Origin of the sequence: Kribbella catacumbae DSM 19601 (genome assembly GCF_000372465.1) — a bacterium.
Lineage (GTDB): Bacteria > Actinomycetota > Actinomycetes > Propionibacteriales > Kribbellaceae > Kribbella > Kribbella catacumbae.
In genome coordinates, this window is record NZ_AQUZ01000002.1 from 209404 (window position 1) to 232165 (window position 22762).

The 22762-nt window shown below is 65.4% G+C and carries 25 protein-coding genes and 1 tRNA gene; 8 read left to right on the forward strand and 18 right to left on the reverse strand.

The genetic code is table 11. The features are described from left to right. Window positions 1-39: 39 nt before the first annotated feature. The 6 genes from A3ES_RS0103115 to A3ES_RS0103140 form a co-directional block, all read right to left on the reverse strand. Complete coding sequence (locus tag A3ES_RS0103115; RefSeq protein WP_020385313.1) at window positions 40-540, reverse strand: hypothetical protein; 501 nt, start codon at window positions 538-540, stop codon at window positions 40-42. Window positions 541-641: 101 nt separating this feature from the next. Continuing rightward, window positions 642-1337 carry a hypothetical protein gene (locus A3ES_RS0103120; protein WP_020385314.1) on the reverse strand — a complete coding sequence of 232 codons (696 nt, stop codon included), beginning with the start codon at window positions 1335-1337 and terminating at the stop codon, window positions 642-644. Continuing rightward, a complete protein-coding gene (locus A3ES_RS0103125; protein WP_020385315.1) occupies window positions 1334-2287 on the reverse strand; it encodes a hypothetical protein in 954 nt (317 codons plus the stop codon). The genes A3ES_RS0103120 and A3ES_RS0103125 overlap by 4 nt, the downstream gene beginning before the upstream one ends. Before the next feature lie 74 nt (window positions 2288-2361). Next, entirely contained in the window at window positions 2362-4416 is a 2055-nt protein-coding gene (locus tag A3ES_RS0103130) for a phage tail tip lysozyme (RefSeq protein ID WP_020385316.1), read from the reverse strand. A 75-nt stretch (window positions 4417-4491) separates the two neighbouring features. Beyond that, on the reverse strand, window positions 4492-5805 hold the full coding sequence (locus tag A3ES_RS0103135) for a hypothetical protein (RefSeq protein ID WP_020385317.1): 1314 nt from the start codon (window positions 5803-5805) through the stop codon (window positions 4492-4494). 60 nt (window positions 5806-5865) lie between these two features. Then, window positions 5866-6246: a hypothetical protein gene (locus A3ES_RS0103140; RefSeq protein ID WP_020385318.1), complete on the reverse strand. Its 381-nt coding sequence runs from the start codon at window positions 6244-6246 to the stop codon at window positions 5866-5868. A gap of 445 nt (window positions 6247-6691) precedes the next feature. On the opposite strand from A3ES_RS0103140, the gene A3ES_RS0103145 reads away from it, so the two are divergent. After that, the gene (locus A3ES_RS0103145) at window positions 6692-7084 is read left to right on the forward strand and encodes a helix-turn-helix domain-containing protein (RefSeq protein WP_157630305.1); all 393 of its coding nucleotides are present in this window, start codon (window positions 6692-6694) and stop codon (window positions 7082-7084) included. 132 nt (window positions 7085-7216) lie between these two features. On the opposite strand, the gene A3ES_RS0103150 is transcribed toward A3ES_RS0103145, so the two are convergent. After that, window positions 7217-7408: a helix-turn-helix domain-containing protein gene (locus A3ES_RS0103150; RefSeq protein ID WP_026162509.1), complete on the reverse strand. Its 192-nt coding sequence runs from the start codon at window positions 7406-7408 to the stop codon at window positions 7217-7219. 101 nt (window positions 7409-7509) lie between these two features. Between A3ES_RS0103150 and A3ES_RS0103155 the strand changes: the two genes are divergently transcribed. Together A3ES_RS0103155 and A3ES_RS53750 are read left to right on the forward strand one after the other, a co-directional pair. After that, the gene (locus tag A3ES_RS0103155) at window positions 7510-8841 is read left to right on the forward strand and encodes a site-specific integrase (protein ID WP_020385321.1); all 1332 of its coding nucleotides are present in this window, start codon (window positions 7510-7512) and stop codon (window positions 8839-8841) included. A gap of 53 nt (window positions 8842-8894) precedes the next feature. Then, window positions 8895-8971, forward strand: a tRNA-Ser gene (locus A3ES_RS53750). An 824-nt stretch (window positions 8972-9795) separates the two neighbouring features. On the opposite strand, the gene A3ES_RS46075 is transcribed toward A3ES_RS53750, so the two are convergent. Both A3ES_RS46075 and A3ES_RS46080 read right to left on the reverse strand, forming a co-directional pair. After that, window positions 9796-10401 carry a TetR/AcrR family transcriptional regulator gene (locus A3ES_RS46075; RefSeq protein ID WP_063745913.1) on the reverse strand — a complete coding sequence of 202 codons (606 nt, stop codon included), beginning with the start codon at window positions 10399-10401 and terminating at the stop codon, window positions 9796-9798. A 32-nt stretch (window positions 10402-10433) separates the two neighbouring features. Beyond that, entirely contained in the window at window positions 10434-11879 is a 1446-nt protein-coding gene (locus A3ES_RS46080) for an MFS transporter (RefSeq protein ID WP_040453891.1), read from the reverse strand. A gap of 194 nt (window positions 11880-12073) precedes the next feature. Here A3ES_RS46080 and A3ES_RS50975 point away from each other — a divergent pair, with 194 nt between their 5' ends. From A3ES_RS50975 to A3ES_RS0103180, 3 genes are read left to right on the forward strand one after another with little or no spacing between them, the layout of a single operon-like run. Beyond that, window positions 12074-12829, forward strand: a complete 756-nt coding sequence (locus tag A3ES_RS50975) for an alpha/beta fold hydrolase (RefSeq protein ID WP_272944595.1) — start codon at window positions 12074-12076, stop codon at window positions 12827-12829. Then, window positions 12826-13302, forward strand: coding sequence for a hypothetical protein (locus tag A3ES_RS46090; protein WP_020385325.1), 477 nt, complete (start codon window positions 12826-12828; stop codon window positions 13300-13302). The genes A3ES_RS50975 and A3ES_RS46090 overlap by 4 nt, the downstream gene beginning before the upstream one ends. Then, window positions 13299-14432: an FAD-dependent monooxygenase gene (locus tag A3ES_RS0103180; RefSeq protein WP_020385326.1), complete on the forward strand. Its 1134-nt coding sequence runs from the start codon at window positions 13299-13301 to the stop codon at window positions 14430-14432. Before A3ES_RS46090 ends, A3ES_RS0103180 begins: the two co-directional genes overlap by 4 nt. A gap of 7 nt (window positions 14433-14439) precedes the next feature. Here A3ES_RS0103180 and A3ES_RS53755 read toward each other — a convergent pair whose 3' ends face one another. From A3ES_RS53755 to A3ES_RS53760, 5 genes are all read right to left on the reverse strand, one after another. Continuing rightward, a complete protein-coding gene (locus A3ES_RS53755) occupies window positions 14440-14712 on the reverse strand; it encodes a hypothetical protein (protein WP_157630307.1) in 273 nt (90 codons plus the stop codon). A 200-nt stretch (window positions 14713-14912) separates the two neighbouring features. Continuing rightward, window positions 14913-15593 carry a hypothetical protein gene (locus A3ES_RS46095; RefSeq protein WP_020385328.1) on the reverse strand — a complete coding sequence of 227 codons (681 nt, stop codon included), beginning with the start codon at window positions 15591-15593 and terminating at the stop codon, window positions 14913-14915. Window positions 15594-15936: 343 nt separating this feature from the next. Then, window positions 15937-16338 carry a four-helix bundle copper-binding protein gene (locus tag A3ES_RS0103195; protein ID WP_020385329.1) on the reverse strand — a complete coding sequence of 134 codons (402 nt, stop codon included), beginning with the start codon at window positions 16336-16338 and terminating at the stop codon, window positions 15937-15939. Window positions 16339-16399: 61 nt separating this feature from the next. Continuing rightward, complete coding sequence (locus tag A3ES_RS0103200) at window positions 16400-16867, reverse strand: DUF2269 domain-containing protein (RefSeq protein ID WP_202806427.1); 468 nt, start codon at window positions 16865-16867, stop codon at window positions 16400-16402. A 71-nt stretch (window positions 16868-16938) separates the two neighbouring features. Further along, entirely contained in the window at window positions 16939-17109 is a 171-nt protein-coding gene (locus tag A3ES_RS53760; protein ID WP_020385331.1) for a hypothetical protein, read from the reverse strand. A 176-nt stretch (window positions 17110-17285) separates the two neighbouring features. On the opposite strand from A3ES_RS53760, the gene A3ES_RS0103210 reads away from it, so the two are divergent. Next, window positions 17286-17864, forward strand: a complete 579-nt coding sequence (locus tag A3ES_RS0103210) for a TetR/AcrR family transcriptional regulator (protein ID WP_020385332.1) — start codon at window positions 17286-17288, stop codon at window positions 17862-17864. A 43-nt stretch (window positions 17865-17907) separates the two neighbouring features. Here the strand turns inward: A3ES_RS0103210 and A3ES_RS0103215 are convergent, their stop codons facing one another. Continuing rightward, the gene (locus A3ES_RS0103215; RefSeq protein ID WP_157630308.1) at window positions 17908-19068 is read right to left on the reverse strand and encodes an MFS transporter; all 1161 of its coding nucleotides are present in this window, start codon (window positions 19066-19068) and stop codon (window positions 17908-17910) included. A 25-nt stretch (window positions 19069-19093) separates the two neighbouring features. Then, window positions 19094-20539, reverse strand: a complete 1446-nt coding sequence (locus tag A3ES_RS0103220) for a DHA2 family efflux MFS transporter permease subunit (protein ID WP_157630309.1) — start codon at window positions 20537-20539, stop codon at window positions 19094-19096. Window positions 20540-20593: 54 nt separating this feature from the next. Here A3ES_RS0103220 and A3ES_RS0103225 point away from each other — a divergent pair, with 54 nt between their 5' ends. Continuing rightward, window positions 20594-21181 (forward strand): TetR/AcrR family transcriptional regulator, encoded by a 588-nt coding sequence (locus A3ES_RS0103225; RefSeq protein WP_157630310.1) that lies wholly within the window; start codon window positions 20594-20596, stop codon window positions 21179-21181. A gap of 99 nt (window positions 21182-21280) precedes the next feature. Here the strand turns inward: A3ES_RS0103225 and A3ES_RS0103230 are convergent, their stop codons facing one another. Both A3ES_RS0103230 and A3ES_RS0103235 read right to left on the reverse strand, forming a co-directional pair. After that, complete coding sequence (locus A3ES_RS0103230) at window positions 21281-21496, reverse strand: heavy-metal-associated domain-containing protein (protein ID WP_040453978.1); 216 nt, start codon at window positions 21494-21496, stop codon at window positions 21281-21283. A 5-nt stretch (window positions 21497-21501) separates the two neighbouring features. Further along, window positions 21502-22527 (reverse strand): urease accessory protein UreH domain-containing protein, encoded by a 1026-nt coding sequence (locus tag A3ES_RS0103235; RefSeq protein WP_237744839.1) that lies wholly within the window; start codon window positions 22525-22527, stop codon window positions 21502-21504. Window positions 22528-22762: the final 235 nt, after the last annotated feature.

Sequence of the window (22762 nt, forward strand, 5' to 3'; positions counted from 1 at the left end):
GCAAGTCCTGCGATCCTCATATCAGAAGCTCCTGTCGGCTCATCTCCGGTTCCTGGCCGGCTTCTTGCGGGTGGCCCGTCCGTCGCGGTGAGCGGTCTCGGTGTCGGCGACCTTCTCGGGTCCGCTGCGCCGGGCGTGCTTGAGCCTGGCGATCCGGCCGCTTCCGGCCCGCCACAGCCAGCGCATGAAAGCGATCTCTGCGACCGCGAGCGCGACGACAACGAACAGGAACGGCACGAGCCAGACTGCGATCGTCGCGCTGGCAGGAGGACTGCCGAGCGACGTGCCGGACCGTTGATGCAGGTACGCCCCGATCATCGGAATGACACTCACAGCCGTGACCATGACGAGCATGTAGTCGGCCAGGGCGGTGGCGAGCCGGATGACAGCCGTCCACACCAGTAACGGTGTGCCCGCCTTGACCCGGACAGTCACCGCGGCGAATGCCGCTCTCGTTGGGCTCTTCGGGCGTTCGGTCTTGCCCTCTTCTCGCTGCTCCGGCTGGGCAACCGCCTGCGCGGGCCTGGAGATCGTCGTCATCTGTCTGATGTCCTTCGTCTGAGGTGGTGGTTGCCGGCTCGAGAGCCAACGGCGGCCGGCGCCAAGGGCCGCGAATTTGTCTGCGGTCAAGCTGAATAGGGTCATCGCGAGAAGCGGGTCGAGCCCGATGGAGCAATCCCGGTCAGGTTCGAGACCGTCCCATCGGCGCTGACGGTGGCGTAGAGAAGGACCCGCCGAAGAGCGGTCGGCTGCCGCGTCGCCCGCCCCTCTCCGTTCTGCGCCGCGCTGCTGACACCGACCTCGATGTCTGCGATGACCGCGTAGCGGTACCGGGTGGCTGTCACTTCGACCACGTCGACATCGAGGTTGCGGCTGACCGCTGAGGTCATGGCGATCGCGTCGATGTAGTAGCGCCGCTTCCGGCCGGCGTCCTCGTTGAATCTGGACGGTGGCAGGAAGGTCTGCAGGAAGGCGTCCTTCTCGGACAGACCGAAGCGGTCCTTCAGCGATTCGCGGGCGAGCTCGTAGGTCTCGCCGGAATCCCAGGTGAAGGCCATGGACAGCAGCTGGGCAAGGGTCGCGGTGTCTTTCCTGACCCGGGCCGCGCTGATGCCGGTCCCTGCCAAGACGGTCTTCTCCGAGACCTCGGCTTCCTGCCGGGCCTCTTGTGAACTCGACGCCTCCAGGGACCTGACCTGCGACTCCTGAGCAGCGAGATGCCGCGACTGGTCCACCGCCTCGGCAGTAGCCAGGACGATCCCGGTGGCCACTACGGTCGCGAACGCCAGGATCCAACGGTTCCTCGCCCAGAACCCACTCTTGTCCGGCACCGTCATGGCTTCCGCACCGGCCCTTCTCCCAGCTCCGGCGCTCTGCCGGCCCTTGCTGCGTCCGTCTCGGGCTGGTGCTCCCGGCCCGCGGCCGTGACGACCAGCCCGAGTCCGCTGAACGTCCGCGTCGAGCCGTCGTAGGTAGCGCTGGCCCAGGCGAGCACCGTGGTCTTGCTGTCCCTGCACACCCAGACCACCCGCGCCCTGGTCGGCGCGTCGAGTGTCGGCATCACCGACTCGACCCTCCAGCCGTACGACTTCGGATCCGCAGCCTTCAGCCCGTCGTAGCGGACATACCAGGCAAAGCGCGGGTCCATCTCGTCCCTGCCGAAGTAGGGCGTCGTCGTAAAGGAATAGGCGAGCCGTTCGTCGGCGACGAAGGACTTCGGATCCCAGAACGGGGCCAGCACCCGGCGATGCTCGACGGTCTTCAGGACGGCTTCGTTCGGTGCACTGTTGCCAGCACCGGGAGCGTTGTTCACCGCATGGAAGAGCCCGGTGTACTCCTGCTGCTTGTCCGCCACTGCTTTTGCAGCCGCCGCGGCCCGTGCGTTGAGCACCGCGAGCGCCTTGCTGTCGACCCGTGCCGCCGTCGGGGTGGGGGCGCCGTCCGGAGCCACCGCGGAGGAAGTTTGAAGCGCGCTGATCCGGAGTGTGTTTGCCGCGCTCTGCTGGTCGTAGGTGCGGTTTCCGACTGCGCTGAGTACGGCCGTAGCGGCCAGTGCGAGCCCCAGCACGATCGCGAGGCGTTGTCTCGGGCTGTGCCTGGGGCTGCTGGGTGTGTGGGCGTCGGAAAGTCTGCCCGGGCGAGTGCGCCGTGCGGCCGCCCAGTTGTTGAAGCGGACCTCGAGATCGGGACCCGTGACCTTGCTGTGCTCGCGGCGTGGCCGTTGGGTGAGGTTCTTGTCGTCAGCGTCCGTTGCCTCCGGTGCTGGGCCGGTTGTCTCGTCGGTCATCTGTTCGTCTTCCGGGTCGTTCGAGGGGTGGCTGAGTGGTCTGGTCCTGGGGGCAGGGAGCGGGTCGGTGGGGGTCATGACTTTTTGACCTGATCGGCGGGCAGCATCAGGTCCGAGACGTCAACGAACATCCAGCCCTCGGCTGCCATTGCCGCGGCGCTGTCGACGCGCACCCGGCCCATGTAGGCGCAGTAGCCCGCCTCGCCGAGGATGACCTTGTCTCCATCGACACCAAGCACCACGAGCGTGTGCCCCCATCCCGTGGAGCCAGGGCCGGATCCGACCGAGTACGGGACGGGCGTCGACTGCATCTTCTTGCCAGTCTGTTCCGCGATCGAGTAGGCCGTCCGGATACCGTCGCCCGGGGGATAGGCCTGGAACGACGTGTACTTGTTCACGAAATAGATGCTGAAGCTCGTGCAGTTCATCGCGTGGTTGCTGCCGCACGATCCGGGTCCACCCTCTTCGCCGTACCGGCCGTCGAGGAACTTGTCGCCCTCCTGATTGAAGAGGTCGACAAGCGCCTGGGCCTCTTCCTGGGTCATGCCGCCGCTCTTCGGCGAGACGGCGCCGTCGTTGCCAGGGGCATTGCAGTGCCCGCCTCCGAGGAGCAGGTTGACGATGGTGCTGCCCTCGTTGAGGAAGTCGCCCACCGTCGTGCGGACCAGTCCTTTGTCGACCGTCCAGCCGCTCATCTTGGCGAACCACATCTCGGCCTTCTGGCCGCGGGCCGCGATCCCGGCAGGTCCGTCGGCCGACCGTTCCCAGTTCTCGTGGAAGTACGCTGCGGCCTGAGCCGGAGTGCCCTGTGGGGTTGTGAGCATGCCCTTGAAGACCCGGACGTCGCCGGGGTTGTCCCCGCCGTTCAGATCGGCCATGAATCGCAGTTGCAGTCCGAGGTTCCACCAGTCCGAACCCTTCGCGCCGGCGTAGTTGCGCAAGAGCGTGTTGCGGCCGAAGGTCCACTGGCCAAGGCCGATGCCATTGTCGGTGTTCAGTGCAGCGCTCTTCTTCTGGTCGGTCATGACGTAGGTGCCCGTGGGGAAGTTCTGCACACTCGTCGGGTCGATCCCGGACTCCTGGGTCCAGTTGCCGAGGATGCCGGCGATATTGACCTCAGGCATGCCCCAGGTCTTCAGGACCGAGTACACGGCTTGGGCGTTCTTGTCGGCGTTCGTACCAACCGGGTCGTTACTCCCGACCGGGACCACGCTGTCGCCGCGTGCGCTGCAGTCCGTGGCGATCGGATCGTCGTGCACGGTGAAGGTTGTGCTGACGACGCTGAGAAGGCCGCCAATGAGCGCGAGCACGCCGAGGCCGGACACTGCTGCAAGTCCTGCCGCAGCGACCGTTGTCGAGATCACCACACTGCCGCCGGAGATCGCGGCGACGACCTTTGCCACCGCGGCCCCGGCCGCCATGAACGGCTTCGTGGCGGCATTCCACATCGCGGTGCCTGCACCGACGATCCACTGCAGCATCATCTGCAGGAACGACAACGCCTGCGCGAGCATCGCGAAGAAGAACGACTTCAGCCAGTTCAGGAAGAGGATGAGTAGCGCGAGCAAACCAGCCGGCGGCGTAGCGGACGCCGCGGTGGCCAAGGCCACCTTCTTGTTCCGGCCACCGCTGTCTGGATGTCCCGGTCCGTTTCCGGCAGTGGTCTCGGGTTCGTCGCCTGAGGCTTGGTCGCGCCGATAGCTCGTGCCGCCCGTACCGAGTTTCGGGTGAAAATCTTGGTTGTCGGGATCGACAGTGGGGCCTGCGTGGTTACGGCCGTCCGGCTCCGGGGTGAGAGCGTGCTTGTTCCCCTCCGAGGTCTGCCGCAGGGCGGCAAGCCCGGTCTCCTTCGCGGCGCCGACGCCTGCCCCTGCTGCGCCGCCCCGCATCGCGCCCTCGGCTGCACCGCGGGCGCCGGCGGCCAACAGCCGCTTCTTGCCGTCGGACAGCCTGTCTCCGACGGCCTGGTCGACCGCGGCCTCGGCTGCGGCTCCGGCCATGGCACCCTTGAAGTCCCCGCGGGCCGGAGTTTTCCCGCCCTTCGGGCCACCGGTGGCACCAGCCGTCGGCTGCTCACTCGTGCCCGCGTTCGTCGTCGCGTCGTGGGTCTGTTGGGTGTCGTCCTCCATGTTTTCCTCTTTCTTGTGGCGGCAGAGAGCCCTGTCGGCCGCGCGGGCTTCTTGCCTCAGACCTGCCGAGGTGGCTCAGCTGTAGGTCACGAGGAAGTCCTCGTCTGCGTTGGTCGTGTTGTTGGTGCGCACGTCGCGAAGGTCGACGTCGAGCTTGAGCAGGCCGAGCAGGAGGTCCGATTGGTACTTGGACTTGCTGGCGTAGTAGTCCTGGTATGCCTGGGACAGGTTGTTCATGACCGTGGTCAAGGGGCGCATGGTGACGTCGGACGTCCGGTAGTCGGTGGTCAGGCTCTTCCCGTTCGACAACGTCCACGCGATGTCGCTGATCTCGCTCGACGTACCGGTGGTGCCCGCCGTCTCCGCTGCCTTGGTCTGGAGGTAGTCGACGTAGCTTTGGCCTTTCGGCACGAGCTGATCGAGGTAGCCGGCTTCGACGTTGCTCGAGCGCCAGTCGAACTTGAACCCGCCAGGCACGACCTTGGTGGTGTGCAGCGCGAGCGTTGACTCGCCGGCCTTGGATTCAGCCTTGGTTTCGCCGGTGACCTGGTCGCCGGCGATGCTCGCCGGGACGGCCGGTGGGCGCAGGAACAGGCCGTCGACCTTTGTCGTGGCAAGGTCTTTGCTGTAGGAGCTGATCTGCGTAAGGCTCGTGCGCATCTCGCCGAGCTTCTCGTCGAGAGCGTCGTGAGCCTTGGTCTCCTCCCGTTCGAGGACGACCTCGTAATAGGCTCGCGCGGCATCAAACGCCGCCGCGTCCAGCGAGTCAATCGTCGTGGTTCCCGACGCCCCAGGATTGAGAAAGATCCGCCACTGGTCGTACTTCGCGAACGACCTGTCGCCGATCAATTCGTCGGCATTCGCCCCGGCGGCTCGCTGCTTGCTGAATGAGAGCTCCGCGTTGGCCCGGATGGTGAGGTTGAGCACCTGCGGCTCGAACGCCCGCTGCGACTCGAGAACCACTCCCACGTAGCCAGTCGCCCCGAAAACGTGGAACGACCCGGTAACGCCGGTGGTCTTCAGCTTCTCGGTCTTGAGCTTGTCGTCCGATCCGAGCAGGAACGCCTTGTAGTCGGACGCGTCGTAGGAGATCTTGGCCCGATCGTCGAAGTGCATCATGACCAGAGCCTTGTTCTTGCGCTTATTGGTGTAGACGCCGTCGACATCGCCACTGAGCTGTGTCTTCGAGGTCGTGAACTTTGGGGTCCACAGAGCCCTTTCGGCGAGAGTGTCGCGCCCGGCCGTGATCGCCGACACACCCGATGCCGCGAGCAAGAGCACGCCTGCGAGGGTGAGCACGCCGAAAAAGAGCCCGAAGCGCTCAATCGCGTGGTGCGAGTCGAGCCGGAAGACCTTGCCGAATGCGGTGAGCCTGTCGTTGATGCTCATGTACGTCCCTGCGTTTGTCGGCCGTCGAGTGCCGATGGAGCCGGCGTGCGGCTGGTCTGGCTATCGGCCCTCGATCGGACCCGGTGCGACGACGATCGTTCCGCCGCCGAGCTCCTCGATCGTGGTCTGGCCACCGGAGCCCACCGCGTTGACGAGCGTCCAGCCGCCGGTGCCGACTGCTCCGCCGATCAGGATGAGCATGACGATCTCGCCCCAACCGTGGCCCTTACCGTTCTGCTGCCCGCCGATGAGCTTCTTGATGAGCTGCACGACTCCCCAGATCAAGCCGGCCGTGCCGAGCGCCATGAGCAAGAGGCCGCCGGTCGTCTGGAGGTAGGTCTTGGCATTCTCCAGGAAGGACTTGACGTCCCAGGCCGCGTCAGGCAGCGGCACCTGCGCCTGGATGAGCGCCGAGGCGACTGACTCGCTGATCCGATTCATCGATCGTTCCCTTCGCGTTTCGATCCGTTGCCCGAAGAGGCCCGGGCAACCTGGGTGATCATCATTGAATGAGCTTATCGAATAATCATCTGAATAACCATTAAATGATGAGCGGATGATCGGGGAGCGGGTCGGGTCGGGTCGGGTCGCGATGCGAACAGACCGGGTCGAGCCATCGGGGTGCCTGCCTGATCCCGACCCGCTAGGGGCGCCTCCACCGGAGTGCTCTGTTCGAGCGTCAGTTCGTAAAGATTTCGGCAGATCGGGAGCGGCTATCGGCCGTCCCGACTGGCGCTAGATCGCAGGTTTCGATACAGATACGAGCCGAAACCGAATCAGAGACCGATGGGTTGCCGCTGTAGCTACAACGGTTTGGGTTCGGTAGCCTCCTGGTGCACATCACGCGTGCCCCCGATCGAAGCCGGAAGCCCTCTCTATGCCCCCCATGCCTGCTCTGCCCTCCGACACCTTCGCCCGCCGTCTCCGAATGGAGCGCGAGAGGCAGGGGCTGAGCCAGGCGGAGCTTGCGCGGAGGGTGACCGAAGTCCTGGGGGTCAATGTTGACAAGTCGGCAGTAGCGCGCATCGAACAACAGACCCGAGCGATTCGCCTCGACGAAGCGGCCGCCATGGCCGAGGTCCTTGGCCTCCCGATCGCGGCACTCCTCTCCGACCGCAGTGCAGAAGAGAACGAGGCGCTGAAGCAGCAGTATCTAGCGGACCGCGTTGCTGCGCAGCGCCAGTGGGAGCAGATTCGCCAAGAGATCGATCGGCTCACCGGCCTCATTCAGAGCCTCAGTGGGACGAATGAGGCCGACCGTGACTCCGGCCGCGGGTAGCTCTCGGATGTAAGAGCTCTGACGGAGCCGGCGCCAGTGCCCGCATCCCGGGCCAGGTGTTCTGCGGCTGTCGTCAAAGGGGTGTGCGTTCGAAGCTAGGGATCATGGCTGCAAGCCCTGCTGTCTCTGGGGCTAGCTGACGAGCTGCCCCTTCACATACTCATCAAGGTCCACCTCGCGGTAGCGCACGGCCTTGCCTACCTTCGCGTAGCGGGGGCCCTCGCCTCTGAGTCGCCAGCGCTTCATCGTCGAGCATCCGACCTTGAGGTAGTCCGCGGCCTCCTGTGGTGTCAGGACCGAAGTGGTGGCACGTGTCTCGGGCACGGATGACTCCTCGTGATTGCGCATGGGGATCAGATTGGATCTAATAAGCTATCAGATGATCATTTGGATAGCATTCAATCTCTTTCTGCAGGAGGGGTGGCATGGCGAAGAAGGCGGCAGCACGCCCGCGGGCGACGACGACTCGACTCGAGGTCGGGGAGCACACCATCGATCGAAGTGAGCCGTACGAGCGAGACGGCGGGTGGTGGCTCGACTGGACGGTTCGCCTGCTAGACGGACGTATCGCAAGAAGGCGATCGAAGGGGAGCACGAAGGGCGAGACGCGGCGACGTGCGAAGAAGGCCGTGAAGGTCTTACTAGCAGCGTCCGGTAGGGGTATCTGGAAGGCGACTGACAGTCTGGTCACCTACATCGAGGCGGTAAGCAAGCCGACGATCGAGACAGCGAGGATCGCAGACAACTCGCGCACGAGATATCTGGGTGTCTACAGGCTGATCGTTGGTCGCTGTTTGCGCGAAGATCACAAGCACCGCCACAGCCTCAAAGGTCACACAATCGGCACCGGGACGCGCTTTCGCACCCTCGAGAAGTGCCTTACAGAGATTGCCGAACTCCACGGGTCGGAGACAGCACGCCAGGCTCGCAGCGTGCTGGGCAAGTATGTTCTCGATCAACTCATCCGCGACGAGTTGATCGATGCTTCGCCCATTGCGGGCAAGCGCCTCGATCTGGCCGGAAGCAAGGATGACGCCCCAACTCGTGGAGGTGTGGCTCTCTCCGCCGACGAGTGGAACGCCGTAATCGACTATTTGCTTGCTCTCGACCCTGCCGAGGGGATCGAGCCCCCCAAGCGCGGGATGTATACGCTTGAAGACCGTATCGCGGTAGTGGCCAACGCGATTGATCTGACATTGCTACAGACCATGACTGGCCTGCGGGTCAGTGAGGCAACGAACGTCGATCCCTCCATGGTCACGTGCGACGACGACAAGATGATCTTCGACCTGCCGCCGGAGATCACTAAGACGAAGAAAGGGCGCTTCGTTCACGTGACCGATCCGGCGGTCGTGGAGCGGCTCAAGCCGCGGTGGGAGACCGCACGCGCCATGGGTGGTCCGCTGATTCCGAGTCCTGCCAAGCCTGGCGTTGTCTGGGACCAGCGGCAGCGCAACGAGGCGGTGAAGGAGCTGTATGTGAAGATGGCCAAGGAGCTAGGTATTCCAGCTCTTGAGACCGAGCGTTCGCACGTCTGGCGTGCAACCCTGAACACTTTGACGCTCGTAGACGGCGTGCCGGAGGCGATCCGGGCAGCGCATCTTGGACACACCGCGCAGGTCAACCGTCGCAACTACACCGACACCAGGGACGGAGCGCTGCTCGCCCAGTCGCTGGCCAAAATGCGGCAGGCCAAAAGTACGCACAAAAGTACGCACAACGAGAACTCCGCAACGATCCCTGACGAACCGACCTGAGCCCCAAACGATCGGACGAATCCCAGCTATACAAGGCTTTTCGCCACCCAATAGCCTCCTGACCTGGGGATCTCTGCTCGGCCTTGAGATAATGAGAAGGCCGTCGGTTCGATTCCGACAGGCGGCTCCATGAAAGGCCCTCTGACCAGGCAAAACGCCTGAGTCAGAGGGCCTTCTTATCGAACCGGATCTGCCAGGTACGCACAAAAGTACGCAAAGATGGGCAGGGTTGTGCAGGTGTCCGCAGTGGTGTAGGCCGCGCGGGTGTGTGGGCGGGTTTGCTCTCACCTGCGTGTATGAGCGAGTCGCGGACTGTGACCGGGGTGCATGCCCTCGGGAAGAGCCTTGAAGCTGTCGGGCCGTGCAGGGGCTGCTCGTGGTCTCGTTCTGGCGTCAATGAGGGCTCTGCCTGGTATCCCTGTTGTCCCAAGTGGGGCGTCGGCTCGGAATGACCCGGTAGCGGTCGCGCAAGAGGCGATAGAGCGCCGCCGATGAGACCCAAGATGGACCTGGTCGTGGCTTGGTCCTTTGGCACTCGCAGAAGGGTCTTGGTCTGGGCCTGACCGAGGCGATGTAAAGCCGAGCAGCGGCCCGAGATCTGCCCGTTGACTCCGTAGGGCAGCGAGTTGCTGAGGTGTTCCTCGCTCGAAGAGCGCTCGTGTCGTCTACGGGCGGAGTGGGGCGGTACTCGATCGGTACGTCGGTGTCGCGGAGCTGGGGCTGAGCCGAGGTCCGTGCGCCATTGTTCGACGTAGGCGTCTTGGGTCTGTCCGAGAGCGGGCTTGAAATGCCTGGGTAGGGTCGCCTGGGAGACGCCCGTCGCTGCGGCCAGGGCCTTTGTCTAGCCAGGGGCGCTCGGGCTGGGGGTGGATATATGTCAACGCGTCGCGCACGACTTGATCGCGCACTGCGCCCAGCTATGAGGTGCCCTGCACTCCGGATGGCGGGCCGCGGCTAGCTCGGCTTCGGTGTGGGCCTGTGGTGCGCTGGGCGCAGGGTGGCGAGGAGGGTTGGAATCAGTGAGTCGGCGGCGGTGTCTGAGGACAGTCGGCCGGCGTCTACTTCGTCTGCTGCGGCGTGCAGGATGGCGTAGAAGACGGCGGTGAGCCAGTCGCGGGTGAGGTCGTTGCGGAAGGATCCGGTGTCTTGTCCGCGAGCGATCAGTTGGTCGACGTGGCGGAATGCGGGGTCGTGGTGGGCGCGGAGTGCCTCGTGCCCGATGGCTGTGAGGGCCACGGTTCGGACTTTGCGGTGGCGGTCGAGGATCGGCCACGAGGTTCGTACGAGTCGCTCGAGGGCGTCCTCGACCGGGCCGGTGTCGAGGCCGAGATCTGACAGGGCGTCAGCCGTGTCGGCGACGGCGCGGTGCACAACAGCCTCGAGGAGCAGTTCGCGTGTTGCAAAGTGCTTGTACAGCGTGACTCGGCCAACGCCCGAGGCGGTGGAAACCTCGCTCATCGATGGAAGTGTTCCTTGAGCGAGGAGTCCCCTGGCAGCGGCGAGAATTGTCTCGGTGTTTCGCTCGGCGTCCGCGCGCCGCCGGGGTTGGTCGGGTGTCATGCTACAAAGCGTACGGACTGCTCGTAGCCGGTTCAGTGGCCGTGTCCGTGCCCAACGACAGCCGCTGGCTTTCCGCCCGGCACCAGTACGAGCGCCACGAGCGCCGCCGCACCCGCAGCGACGGCGCAGGCGAGATACGCGTCGGTGAATCCGTCAACGCTAGCCGCCGCACCGTCGGGCGTGGACAGGCTCGCTGCGGCAATCGTCGACACAACGGCAACTCCGATGCTTCCGCCGAGCTCGTGGAAGGTGTTGACCACACCCGAGGCGACACCTGCTTCCGGCGTAGGCACATTGGCCAAAGTGGTGGTGGTCGCCGTGACAAAGACCGGGCCGATGCCGATAGCAGCCAGCAGGAAGCCCGGCAGGACCGAAGTGGCGACGCTGTCGCCGGGGGAGACCTGAGTCAACAATGCGGCGCCGGCTGCGACCAACGAGAAGCTGGCGACAGCGATAACCCGGCCGCCAACCCGGCTGATCAGGTGCGCGGCTGCCTGAGCGCCGACGGTGATGGCGAGTGCAACGGGGAGGAACAGCAGCCCTGTCTTGAGAGGACTGAACCTGAGCAGATGTTGGAAGTAGAGCGAGGTGAGGAAGAACAAGCCAAGTAGCAGCCCTGTCGCCACCAACATGAGGAAGGTGCCCGACACGACAGGGCGGCGGGTCAGTGTCTGAATCCGCATCAGCGGAACAGCAACCCGTGTCTCGACCAGTACGAACATGCCGTACCCGATCGCGGCGCCGGCGAGAGCGGCCAATGTCCCGGCTGAGGTCCAACCAGCCTCGCCTGCGTGGACGAGGCCGTAGATCAGCAGTGCAGTCGCGCCGGTGACCAGCATGGCGCCGGGCACGTCGATGCTCTGACGCTCTCTGTCCACATCTGCTGCCACGAGCCGGGGAATGAGCGCCAGGACCAGCACGCCGATTGGCACGTTGATGATGAACACCCATTGCCAGCCCGGGCCTGCTGTCAGCAGGCCGCCGAGCAGTACGCCGATCGCGGCGCCGGTGCCGCCGATTGCCGCCCAGACCCCCAGTGCCCGAGTTCGGTCCTTCCCGTGGAACCTGGTGGTGAGGATGGACAACGCCGCTGGGGACATCAGTGCCGCACCGATCCCTTGCGCCGCCCTGCCTGCGATCAGCAGGCCTGCGTTGGTTGCCAAGCCGGCTGCCAGTGATGCCAGCGTGAAAACGCCGAGCCCGGTGAGCAGCATGCGACGGGCGCCGAAAACGTCGGCGAGGCGTCCGCCGAGGATCATCAGGCCACCGAAGACCAGGGTGTAGGTGGTGACCACCCAGGTCAGGGATTCGCGGCCCAGGCCGAGATCGTCGCCGATGCTCGGCAGAGCGACCTGCACGACGGTGATGTCGACGATCAACATGAATTGAGCGAACGCCAGCAATGTCAGCGTGATCCACCGACGTGGATCAGCTCGTCCCGCGACCGGAGGTGTCTGCTGGGGTGATTGGTGTGTCATCTGGTCTCCCTGTGTGGCCGTAGCGACATCCTCGACTAAACTGAACACTAGTGTATAGTTTATATACTGTACGGGGGTATGGCTAGTGGGAGGAGTGCGCTGTGGTGGGTGAAAGCTTTGCGCCGCGGATCGCAGTTGCTCGGACGGCTGAGGTTCGGTTCAGCTATGCCCGCGCGGGGAGCGGGCCGCCGGTAGTGCTGGTGCCTGGAGCCGGTGGATGGCGCCTGACTTTCGGTGCGATGGTGGCTGAACTTGCCTCCAGGTACACGGTTTATGCAGTGGATCCGCCGGGCCAAGGCGGCACTCGGGTTCTCGGATCAGACTTTGCTCACGATGCGGATGCGGTTGCTCTTTCCATCGCCGACTTCCTTGATGCGGTCGGTCTGTCGCAGGTGGCAATGGTGGGCCATTCGTGGGGCGGCGGCTTCGCGTTGCGGCTTGCTGAGTTGCAGCCCGAGCGGATCAGTCGGCTCGTACTGCTGGCGCCGGCGGGGCTGGATGTGCCTGATGTCTGGGAGTTCCGCCTGCTCAGGTTGCCGATCGTCGGTGGGTTGGCAGCCCGCTTCACCTCGGCTGCTTCGCTGCGGCACATGCTGCGGAAGTCCTTTGCTCGGCCTGACCGGATGCCGGCCGATGAGGTCCTTCGTTCCGTGGCTGCCGCTATTCGGCACGAGCCGTCACTGCGACGAGACATGCTGCGTGTCGAGCGCAGCGTGCGATGGCGCGGCACGGAACGCGATCTCGGGCTGGTCGGATGCCCGGTTCTGATCCTCTGGGGAGATCGCGACCGGTACTACCCTGCAACGCTTCTCGATCGGTTTGCTCACCGGATCCCTGGCGTCCTAACGCACATACTCCCTGGCGCGGGTCACTCGCTGCACGACGACTGCCCCGAGCAGACCTACCGCCACCTGAACGCTTTTCTCGACCCACCCATGGAGGATCTGTGAACTCGCGCCGCGAAGCACCCGCGGTCAACGGCCTGGTGGTGTCCGGACTGGCGCAGATCGCAGCCGGTGCGCTGACCGGATTCCCGTACGCAGCAACCGTCTACAAGCCGGAGCTCCTGGCGAAGGCCGGGGTGCAAGCGCCCGGCCGCATCCGTCAGCTTCACCTCGACCTCATCATCATGGGAGGAATCGTCACGGCCGCCGGTCTTGCTCTGCCGCGGCTACCGCGCGCGATCTCGGTTCCCCTGGCCATCGGTTGCTGGACGAACGCGCTGGCCTTCGCGCCAGTCGCCATCCGGCCCTCCGTCGAGCACGCGAAGCCCTACCGCGCGGCGTTGGCGACCTCGTTCGTCACCACGACCGCCAGCTGGGTAGCGGTAGCCGGCATCGCCCTGCACCGCTGGTCGAACCGCAATAGGCAGCCGTCGCAGTCATGGTCGGCGCGGAGCACCAAAGGAGAGCAGGGAAGTTGAGTAAGAGGCGAGCTGTCATCGTCGGGGCGGGGATTGGCGGTCTGGCCGCTGGAATCGCTCTGCATCGGCGTGGGTGGAAGGTCAGCGTTCTCGAGCAGGCAGCCGAGTTGCGCGAAGTAGGAGCCGGGATCTCGCTGTGGCCGAACGCAGTGCGAGCACTGGACTTGCTCGGGTTGGGAGACCGGGTCCGCGGCCTGGGCGGAATCGAAGCTGCCGCGGGCTTCAGGGATTCCAGTGGCCGTTGGCTGTTCCGTTCTGACATCGCAGCCATCCGCGAGCGCTATGGCGACACGCTCATGATCCGCCGCCCGGATCTTCTCGAAATCCTGAGAAGCGCACTCCCCGTCGAGGCAGTCGTACTGGACGCCAGCGTACGCCAGGTAGTGCCTGGCGGACGGCAGGTGACCGTCACGCACACCCGAGGTGAGCACATCGGTGACCTGGTTGTCGGCGCGGACGGAATCCGCAGCACGGTTCGGGCGCATGTCTTTCCGGCCGCGAAGCCACCGGTTTACGCTGGTTACACCACCTGGCGTCTGATGACGCCCCCCTTGCGGATCCAGATCGAAGCCAGCGAGAGTTGGGGCCATGGCGAGCGGGTCGGGATCTTTCCACTCAGTGACGGCTCTATCTACTCCTACCTGACGGCCTCCGTCCCGCCCGATCTGCGCTACACCGATGACCACGCCGAGTTGCGGCGGCGATTCGGGCGATGGCATCAGCCGATCCCCGCGATGCTCGAAAGTGTCAGAAACGCGGAGATCCTGCGCCACGACATCTATCGGCTCCCGCCTCTTGATCGCTATGCCATCGGCCGTACCGTGCTGGTCGGCGACGCCGCCCACGCCATGACGCCGGACGTCGGCCAAGGCGGCGGGACCGCTCTCGAAGACGCTGTCGAACTCGCCGAGGTTCTCGATGAAATCGCAGACGTCGCTGCCGCGTTGGTTGCCTACGACCGCCGCAGACGCGGTCGCACGCAGGCGATAGCGCGCCAGTCAGCCTTGTTCGGTTCTGTCGCGCAATGGTCATTGCCGCCGTTGGCGATGTTGAGGAACGCCCTGCTCGGCCGGCTGCCGCCTGTGGTCCTGCTCCGCTCGTTGAAGCCGATGCTGAGTTGGCACACCTGACGTCGTCTCAGACTGCAACCTTGATCGCGCAGCCGCCATCAGTCTTGATCTGAGCTGTTGCCTGCAGCTTTGCTCCCGACGTCAGATCGAGTTTCGCGCCGCAGACCTGGCCGAGCGGCCCCAGGCCGTCCTCGCCCGTCGTTGGGCAGTCACCGGTACAAGGGCGGTGCCAGACGATCACGCGGTATACACCCGGCGGCAGCGCCCGGGTGACTGAGATTGGCTGGCCAGGGTAGGCCTGCTCCAGTAGTGGTTTGGCGGTCGTGTCCTCGATCCTCAAGTACCACAGGGTGTTAGGGGGCGCCTTGCCTTCCTGTGTGACTGTGACGGTTCCTGCGGCGACTGTCGCCAATGCGGCAGTGGGCGGCGCTGCCGAGGGGACCGGTTCGCTGGCGGCAGTGGTGGGCGACGAGAGGGGCGACCCGCCGCAGCCGCCCGTGAGGAGGACGGCTGCGGCGGAAAGCACCAGTGCGAGACGGTTCACTTCGCCCAGGTGATCATGGTGACAGTGCTGCCGGTCTTGATGGTCGTCACGCCTTTCGTCCCGGACGCGGCGGCGGCCTTGTCGGAGTGGGAGTAGATCGAGGCGAGCTGGTTGAAGTCGTGGCTGTTGGGGTGCTGGTTGGTGCCCCAGTTGTTGGTGTAGTCCATGCAGGTGCCGAGGTTGGGATTGTTGAAGTTCTCGTCCTGGTGTGCCAGACCGTAGGTGTGGCCGACTTCCTGGCACATCACGCCTTGCCGCTCGGCCGCGGGGGCGCCGGACTCGTAGGTGTCATTGAGCTTCACGCTGCCTCGGCTGATGTGACCGCCGGACAGATTGATGGACGCCAGACCGGCCCAGCCGTTGTTTCCGTAGGTGTAGTTGCAGACGCGGATCTGGCCGGTGGCCATCGGGCAGGAACTCCGGGTGCTGGTCGACGTGCTGCCCGCGACGACTCCGCTTTGGATGTAGGGGCTGGCGTTCCAGTCATCCTTGGCGACAGTGAGGTTGCCTGACCAGTTCGAGGTGACGCTGGAGATCAGCGGCGCCGTGACCTGGCCGCTCCGTGACCAGTGGTAGGTACCCCAGGAGTGGCTGGCCTGGGCGGGGAGTGCAGCCGCGGCGGCCGTGACGGCGAGCAGTGCCGCGGCAGGGATCGTGAGGATGCGAAGGAGTTTCATTGGGCGGTTCTCCTTTGGACGGTTCTCGCGATGGGCGGTGCGAGAGTGTCCAGGAAGTTACTACTAGCCAGCATAGTAGACCAGGGCGCAGTGCAAAGGTTCTCCCTAGAGATCAGCGGGACTGGCGAAGGAATGCCCTAATCCGCGGCGCGGTGCTGCCATCGGCGCGTCAGTGCCAGGCGCTGCTGGTGAAGTTGGCGTCTACTACGCCGCATCGTTGAGAAGGCCACTCGATGCCCGCGGCCGCCAACGATCCACAGGGCTGGGGAAAGGCCGTGACGATCGCTCTCGCCTTGCTCGCTACGTCGTTGCCATGTGCGCCGTCGGCGCCACAGTGTTGCTGTCAGTTGGTTGAGGACAGGAGTGATTGGCACGCGTCGCTGCAGCGCTGGCACGCCTCGCTGCAGATCCGGCAATGCTCGTGCATCTCGGCGTGATGCCGGCACTCGTCGCCGCACGCCGTACACGCCTGGATGCAGGCCTGGAGCAGGGCTCGGGTGACGTCAGCATCGTATGCGGTGTGGCGTGACAGCACGCGAGACGCGGTCGCGCAGATATCAGCGCAGTCGAGGTCGGTACGGATGCACTTGCGTAGCGGATCCACGTCCAGCTCCGAGAGACACGCATCCGCGCAGGCGGTACAGGCCTGGGTGCATTCGAGAAGGGCCTCGACCGCATCAGCCAGGAGAGTCCGGTCGAGGTTGATCGCTGCTGGGTAGGACTTGATCATTTCCCGTACGGACATGGCTCCTTCACCTCTCCAGTTGGTGGCAACATTCGGTACCCCGACGGAAAATTGGTATTCGTCAGCCGACACTGCCGCGCCGGGTACCGGCGCCGGCGCGCTTACTGCGCGCCTGCTGGTCTTGCCGCCGCCATCCGTAGCGGGTCAAACCCTGAGGCTTGAAGACCGACAAAATCAGGATGACCAGCAGCATCGACAAACCCCCGATGGAGTGCGGGAGCGTGCCGGGGAGTTGACGGGGATCGGCCGCGAATTGCGCTGTCTCACCGAGGTAGCGCACGGTCTGGGTCTCGATGAGCAACACCACTGTGGCGATCAAGGTCAGCAGGAACTTCACCAGCACCCAGTAGTGCCGCACCAGACCCCACGGCGTACCGAGCGCGTTAACGATCCCGATGACCACCGACGCAAGCGCGAGCGGCACGATGACATATCTAGCCACCAAAGCCATCGCCGAGTAGGCGCCGCGAACGGCATCGAGGTCCAGGCTCGTCACAGTGGTGACATCCAGCGCGAGGTACGCGACCACTGAGCCTAGCCAACCAACCGACGTGGCCACGTGAGCTGTAAGTACGACCTTCCGTAGCCTCGGGGGCATGGTCACCGGTCGGCCGGGCCGGCGTGACCATCCGTAGCTGATTGGACCGCTGTGACGCTGAACGGCGCGGCGCCGGTGTGCCGGCCAGGGCCGTGGCCGTCTCCTGCGCCGCTGAGCTTCAACGCGATGGCCGCAAGGATCAGGACAGCCACCACGATCGCCGAAATCTTCACCCAGCGCGGGGCCTTCGGTGGTCCGGCGGCAGGTCGACGGTGAGGCCCCGGAGAAGCGGCGCTGCCAGGGTCGGGGTGCCGGGTCGGTTCGGTCATCAGATCTCTCCAATTTTGCGAGACACTATGTCTGTATAGAATCATACTGTCGCTCACATGTCGTCCTGTATGCTTCAAGGGTGCCGAAGCTGTGGAGCGAGACGATCGATACCCATCGCCGTACCGTCCGGGACGCGATCCTGGAGGCCGGCTGGGCTCTGGTGAGCGAGCGCGGGCTGATGTCTGTGACGATGACGCAGATCGCGGAGAAGGCAGGTATCGGCCGCGCAACGTTGTACAAGTATTTCCCGGACGTCGAAACGGTTCTGGCCGCTCAGCACGAACGACATGTCGCCGCACATCTCGAACAACTCACAGCCCTTCGCGAGCAACCTGGTGGCCCAGCTCAGCGGCTCAAAGCGGTTCTCGAGCGCTACGCGCTCATCTGCTATCACCGCGAGAAACATGGCACCGAAGAATTCGCAGCTCTGCTGCACCGGGGGGAACACGTTGCCCACGCCGAGCAGCAACTGACCGCCCTGTTCGAGGAACTGCTGGTCGAAGCTGCCGCCAGTGGTGAGCTGCGAGACGACGTCCCCGCGGAGGAGCTCGCCAGCTACTGCCTGCACGCGCTGGCAGCTGCCGGCGGTCTCCCAACTGAACAGGCGGTCGCTCGACTTGTCTCGATCACGCTGACCGGGCTGGGCCTGTCTGTCTGACACTGCTGCCTGCCGATGAGTATCCGCGGTCGAGCTGGGCTTTCTACTGCAGTCGCCTTTTCCAGCGCGGCACGGCCAGGGAAAGGGCCGCGATGATGGTCGCGGCGGCGGCGATGCTGGTTCCGATCCACAGCGGTCCGCGGTCCACGGCGGCCCCGGCGACCGCACTGCCGGCCGCGAAGCCGAGCCAGTTGGCTGTCGTCAAGGCGGCGAAGGCCTGGGACTGTGCTTGGCGCGGCGTGTGGTGGGCGATGAGGAGCGCCTCGATGGCATCTGCTGGTCCGGTTGCTGCGCCGGCCAGGAACAGCAGCGCGATGGAGATCGCTTCGCCGGGACCGGTGCCGATGGCCACGATGAGAACGCCGTACAGCGCCAGCGCGATCGCGAGTTGTGCTGGCAGCGATCGGGGCAGGGCCAGGCCGCCGTAGGTGAAGCTGGCCAGTACTCCGCCGCAGGCTATGGCCGCAATGAACGGCCCAGGGTTGAGGTTGAGGTGAGCAGCCTGTGCTATGACGCTGACCTGTAGGGCACCGATGGCGACTGCGCTAAGGACCACGACGGCCAGTACGTGCAGCTGCCGACTGTCGAGGGTGGTACGGCGAGAACGCTCGCAGCGAGGGGTGTCCCGGTTGGTCGCGTCGAGGGAGCGGACGGCCGGGGCTGCGCGAAGCCACCAGACGCCCGCAAGCGCGACGACGGCCGTGATTGCTACAGCCAGGATCGGCTGGGTGACGGCGACGACGCCTCCGACGATCAGTGGACCGACGACGAAGACCATCTCGGCGAACAGCCCCGAGATGGAGAAGAGCGCCCGCCGGCTGTCCGGATCGTCGTACACCGCGAAGACCTTCTTCGCGATTGCCGACGCAGGCGGCGTGCAAGATCCGGCAGCTGCGGCGGTCGCGATGAGGACAAATGCGGGAGCGTCGACGAGCGTGGCAATGATGTAGCCGGCGAATGCGCTGAACTGTGCGGCGCTCGCGACACCGAGTGTCCACGAAGGGCCACGGTGATCGACGACGCGGCCCCAGACGGGGGCGGTGAGGGCCACCGCGACGGAGTAGGCGCCAACGACGGCGCCGGCGATGGTGTAGCTGCCGGTGCTGTGCGTGGTGCTGGTGAGTAGGGACAGGTTCACCATCCCGGCCAGCAAATAGCAGACCAGAACGGCGCCGACCACGCGAGCGACACCGGGAACGGCCAAGGCGGTGCGGTAGCTGGCCAGCACGTCATTGCCCGCTGGTCGGATGCACGACGGGCTTGATCAGCGTGCCTGCCAGTACCGCGGCCACGCCGGTCAACGCGGCGGCGACGAGCAGCGCCAGGCTCCAGCCGTCGGTGATTGACTGCTTGGATGCCGGGACGTTGGCTCCGGTGGCTGCTGCGCTGCTGATGGTCGTCAGGACCGCCAGACCGAGTGCTCCTCCGATCTGCTGCGCGGCGTTGAACAACGCAGAGGCGATGCCCGAGTCGGCGGGGCCGGCGCTGGACATCGCAGCTGTGGTCAGCGGGACGAATGTCAACCCCAGCCCGAGGCCGGCGACGACCAGACCAGGCAGCAGGGTAGCGACATAGCTGGACGCGGGATCGATCCTGACGAGCAGTGTCAGTCCGAGCGCCACCAATGCTGCTCCGGCCGCAGACAAGCGCCCTGGACTGACCCGGTCGGCCAGCGCTCCGGAGATCCGCGCGGCGACAGCGATCGCGACAGTCATCGGGACGAACGCCAACCCGACGTAGACCGGGTCCTTGCCCTGAATCGTGGACAGGAACAGGCTGACGAAGAAGAACAGTGCGTAGATAGCGACACCCAGGATCAGACCCACGACATCAGCAACGACGACGGTCCGGCTGCCGAGGATGCCGGCCGGAACGAGCGGCGCTCGGCGAGTGGCCTGCAGGATCACGAAAGCCGCCAGGAGTATGACCGCAGCGAACAGGACGAGCAGTGTCCCGGCCGTCCACCCGTGGTCGGCAGCTCTGGTCAGGCCGTAGACCAGGAGAACCAGACCGCCGGTGGCCGTCATCGCGCCGGCTACATCGATCCTCGAGGTGCGTGCTCCGCCGGACCGGGGCAGTACCAGGACGCCGAGCGTCACGACGACGGCCACGATCGGAACGTTGATCCACAGCACCCAGCGCCACGACATCGCCTCGGTTACGACCCCACCCAGCACAGAGCCCAGCGCTGTGCCGCCGGCCGTCACGCCGGCCCAGATGCCGAACGCCAGCACCCGGCCGCGACCCGGCGCGAACACATCCATCACCAGGGCCATCGCCGCCGGTGCCATCATCGCCGCGCCGGCACCTTGCACAGCCCGCGCACCGACCAGGACCAGTTCGTCTCCTGCGGCCCCACCGGCCAGCGATGCGAGACCGAACGCCAGCGCGCCGAGCAGGAACATCCGGCGGTGCCCGAACCGGTCCGCGACCCTGCCTCCGACAAGCAACAGCCCACCGAAAGCCAGCGTGTAGGCGGTGATCACCCACTGCAGTTGCGCATCGGTGAACCTCAGCCCGTCACGAATTGGGCCTAGCGCCACGTTGACGATCGTCGCGTCCACCACGATCAGCAGCTGACTACCTGCCAGCACGCCCAGCGCCACCGCCGCGCGTGCACCGATCCGGCCCGGCGCTGCCGCGCTCGCCACCGCATCCACTCCTCGCTTGTTCACTCAACGAGCGTAGAGCGAAGAACCTCTTTCGGTCAACGCGTGTAGAGTGAAGCTGTGGTGGAGGATGAACGGATCTCGCGCGCCGAGCGGCGCCGTCGCACGGAGGAAGCGATCGTGGCGGCTGCGCGCCGTCAATTCGGCGAGCTGGGCTATGAACGGACAAGTATCCGTGGGCTCGCTTCCGAAGCCGGGATCGATCCGGCGCTGGTGATGCAGCTGTTCGGCAACAAGGAACAGCTCTTCTCGACGGCCGCTACCTCAGGCATCGATCTCCAAGCACTGACCAGTGCCACCGCCGACAACCTGGCCGAGGCGGCCGCGGCACATCTGTTCGCCGATTTCGAGGATCCCGAACGGCGTACCGCGGCCGAAGCGCTTCTGCGTAGCTGCCTCACCCACCCCGCAGCGGCTGCCGCGCTGCGCGAACAAGTCATGGCGCCGGCGCAGTCAGCCGTGGCCGCGACGATCGGCGGCGACGACAGCGAACTCCGCGCCGCCGTGCTGAATGCCTGCACCCTGGGGGTGACGATCGCCCGGTACCTCCTGCGCGATCCCGTCCTCGCCGATGCCGACCGCCAGGATCTGGAACGGGTACTACGGCCCGCCCTGGAGGCCGTCATCGCAGCGAACTCCAGAAGCTGACCGTTTCGCCAGAGCCTGGCGACCAGGCGAGGAACTCGGCGATGCGCGCAGGTCCGTATCTCTGTCGCCGACTGGCAACCACTGGGCCTGACCTCCGGCCTAATCGATGAGGCGGGCGGTGTAGCCGGTGCTGGTGATTGCGTCGTGGATGGCGGATGGATTGATGCCCGTTGAGGCGATCTCGACGGTGGTGCGGCCGGTTCTTACGTCGGTGCTGGATGAGGTGACGCCGGCGACGTCCTCGACGGCGTCGTCGACGAGGAGTCCGCAGCTGGAGCAGTGCATTCCGGTGACTTCGAAGATCAGTTCAGCCATCACGGTCACGCCCCCTGAAAGGCGATGCGGCCGCCGTACATGCCCATTCCGCAGCTGTAGCTGAGGGTGCCCGGCTTCGGGGTCCCGAGGTCGATGGTGGCTTCGCCCGTCGGCTCCAGGACGAGTTGCTTGTCCAGGTCGGGGACGACGAACGATCGCACGCAGCCGCCGGTCTTGTTGGTGGCGACAACCAGGGTGGTGGGGATCCCGGCCTTGGCTGTGACGATTTCGGGCAGGTATCCGTTACTGCGGGCCTGGATGATGACGAGCTGGCGGCCGTCGGGCGCAGTACGGACAGCGTCTGCCGGTACTGTGCTCGCCGCCGCAGTGGTAGCGCCATCTGGCCACCAGCCGCCGAGCCGGATGCCGGAGGTCAGCGTCCAGAGCGCAACCGCGAGGATGACGACACCGGTAGCGATGCTGAGCCTGCCCTGCCACAGGCGTGCGGCGGAGCGCAGGACGACGCCGATGACGGCGAAGAGTGGCCCGGTGCCCAGGATGAATCCCGCCATCACGGCCGCGCCTGCAACTGGTGAACCGGAGGTGATCGCCACGAGCTCCATGCTCAAGGTGACGCCGCAGGGGATGAGGATGGTGAGGAATCCCAGGATGGCAGGGGCGGTGGCGCTGCTGGATTTTGCGGATCTGCGGACGCGCTTGCCCCACGCTGCCGGGGGATGCGGGACGAGGCGACGTACGGCGGAAACTCCTAGCAGGTCCAGCGCGAAAAGCACCATCAGGACGGCTGCCGCTATCAGCAGCAATGCCTGTACTTGAGGACTTGGCTGGATCGCAGCGCCCACGATGCCGAGTGCTGCGCCCAGCAGACTATGGGAGATGAGCTTCGCGCCGAGGAAGGCGCCTACGGGAGCGAACGGGCCGACGTGCCGGTGGTTCTCGTCGGACAAAGCGTCGTGGCGGCGAGTGACAGCACTGGCAAGCAGACCGCCTTGGACTGCGGCGCAGGAGGCGCCACCCGCGAGGAGACCGGTGGTGAGGCCCGTGAGGAACAAGGTCATGGAACTAGCCATCAAGCAGGATCCTTCTGTGTGCCGCGGGTACTGGTCGCCGCGGTGATATGGAACGAGGCAGGTGAGACAGCACCCACGAGGGATGCTGACTAACCTGCTAGGTCCGATTCACACAGAGCTGATGAATGTCGGGTGGTCTAGCCGCCGGCTGGTCAACACGAACAGGACACGTAGGGGCCACCAGCGTGGCGGTAGTCGCGTTGACGGAGAGATCTCCGAGCGGCGCAGACGCTGA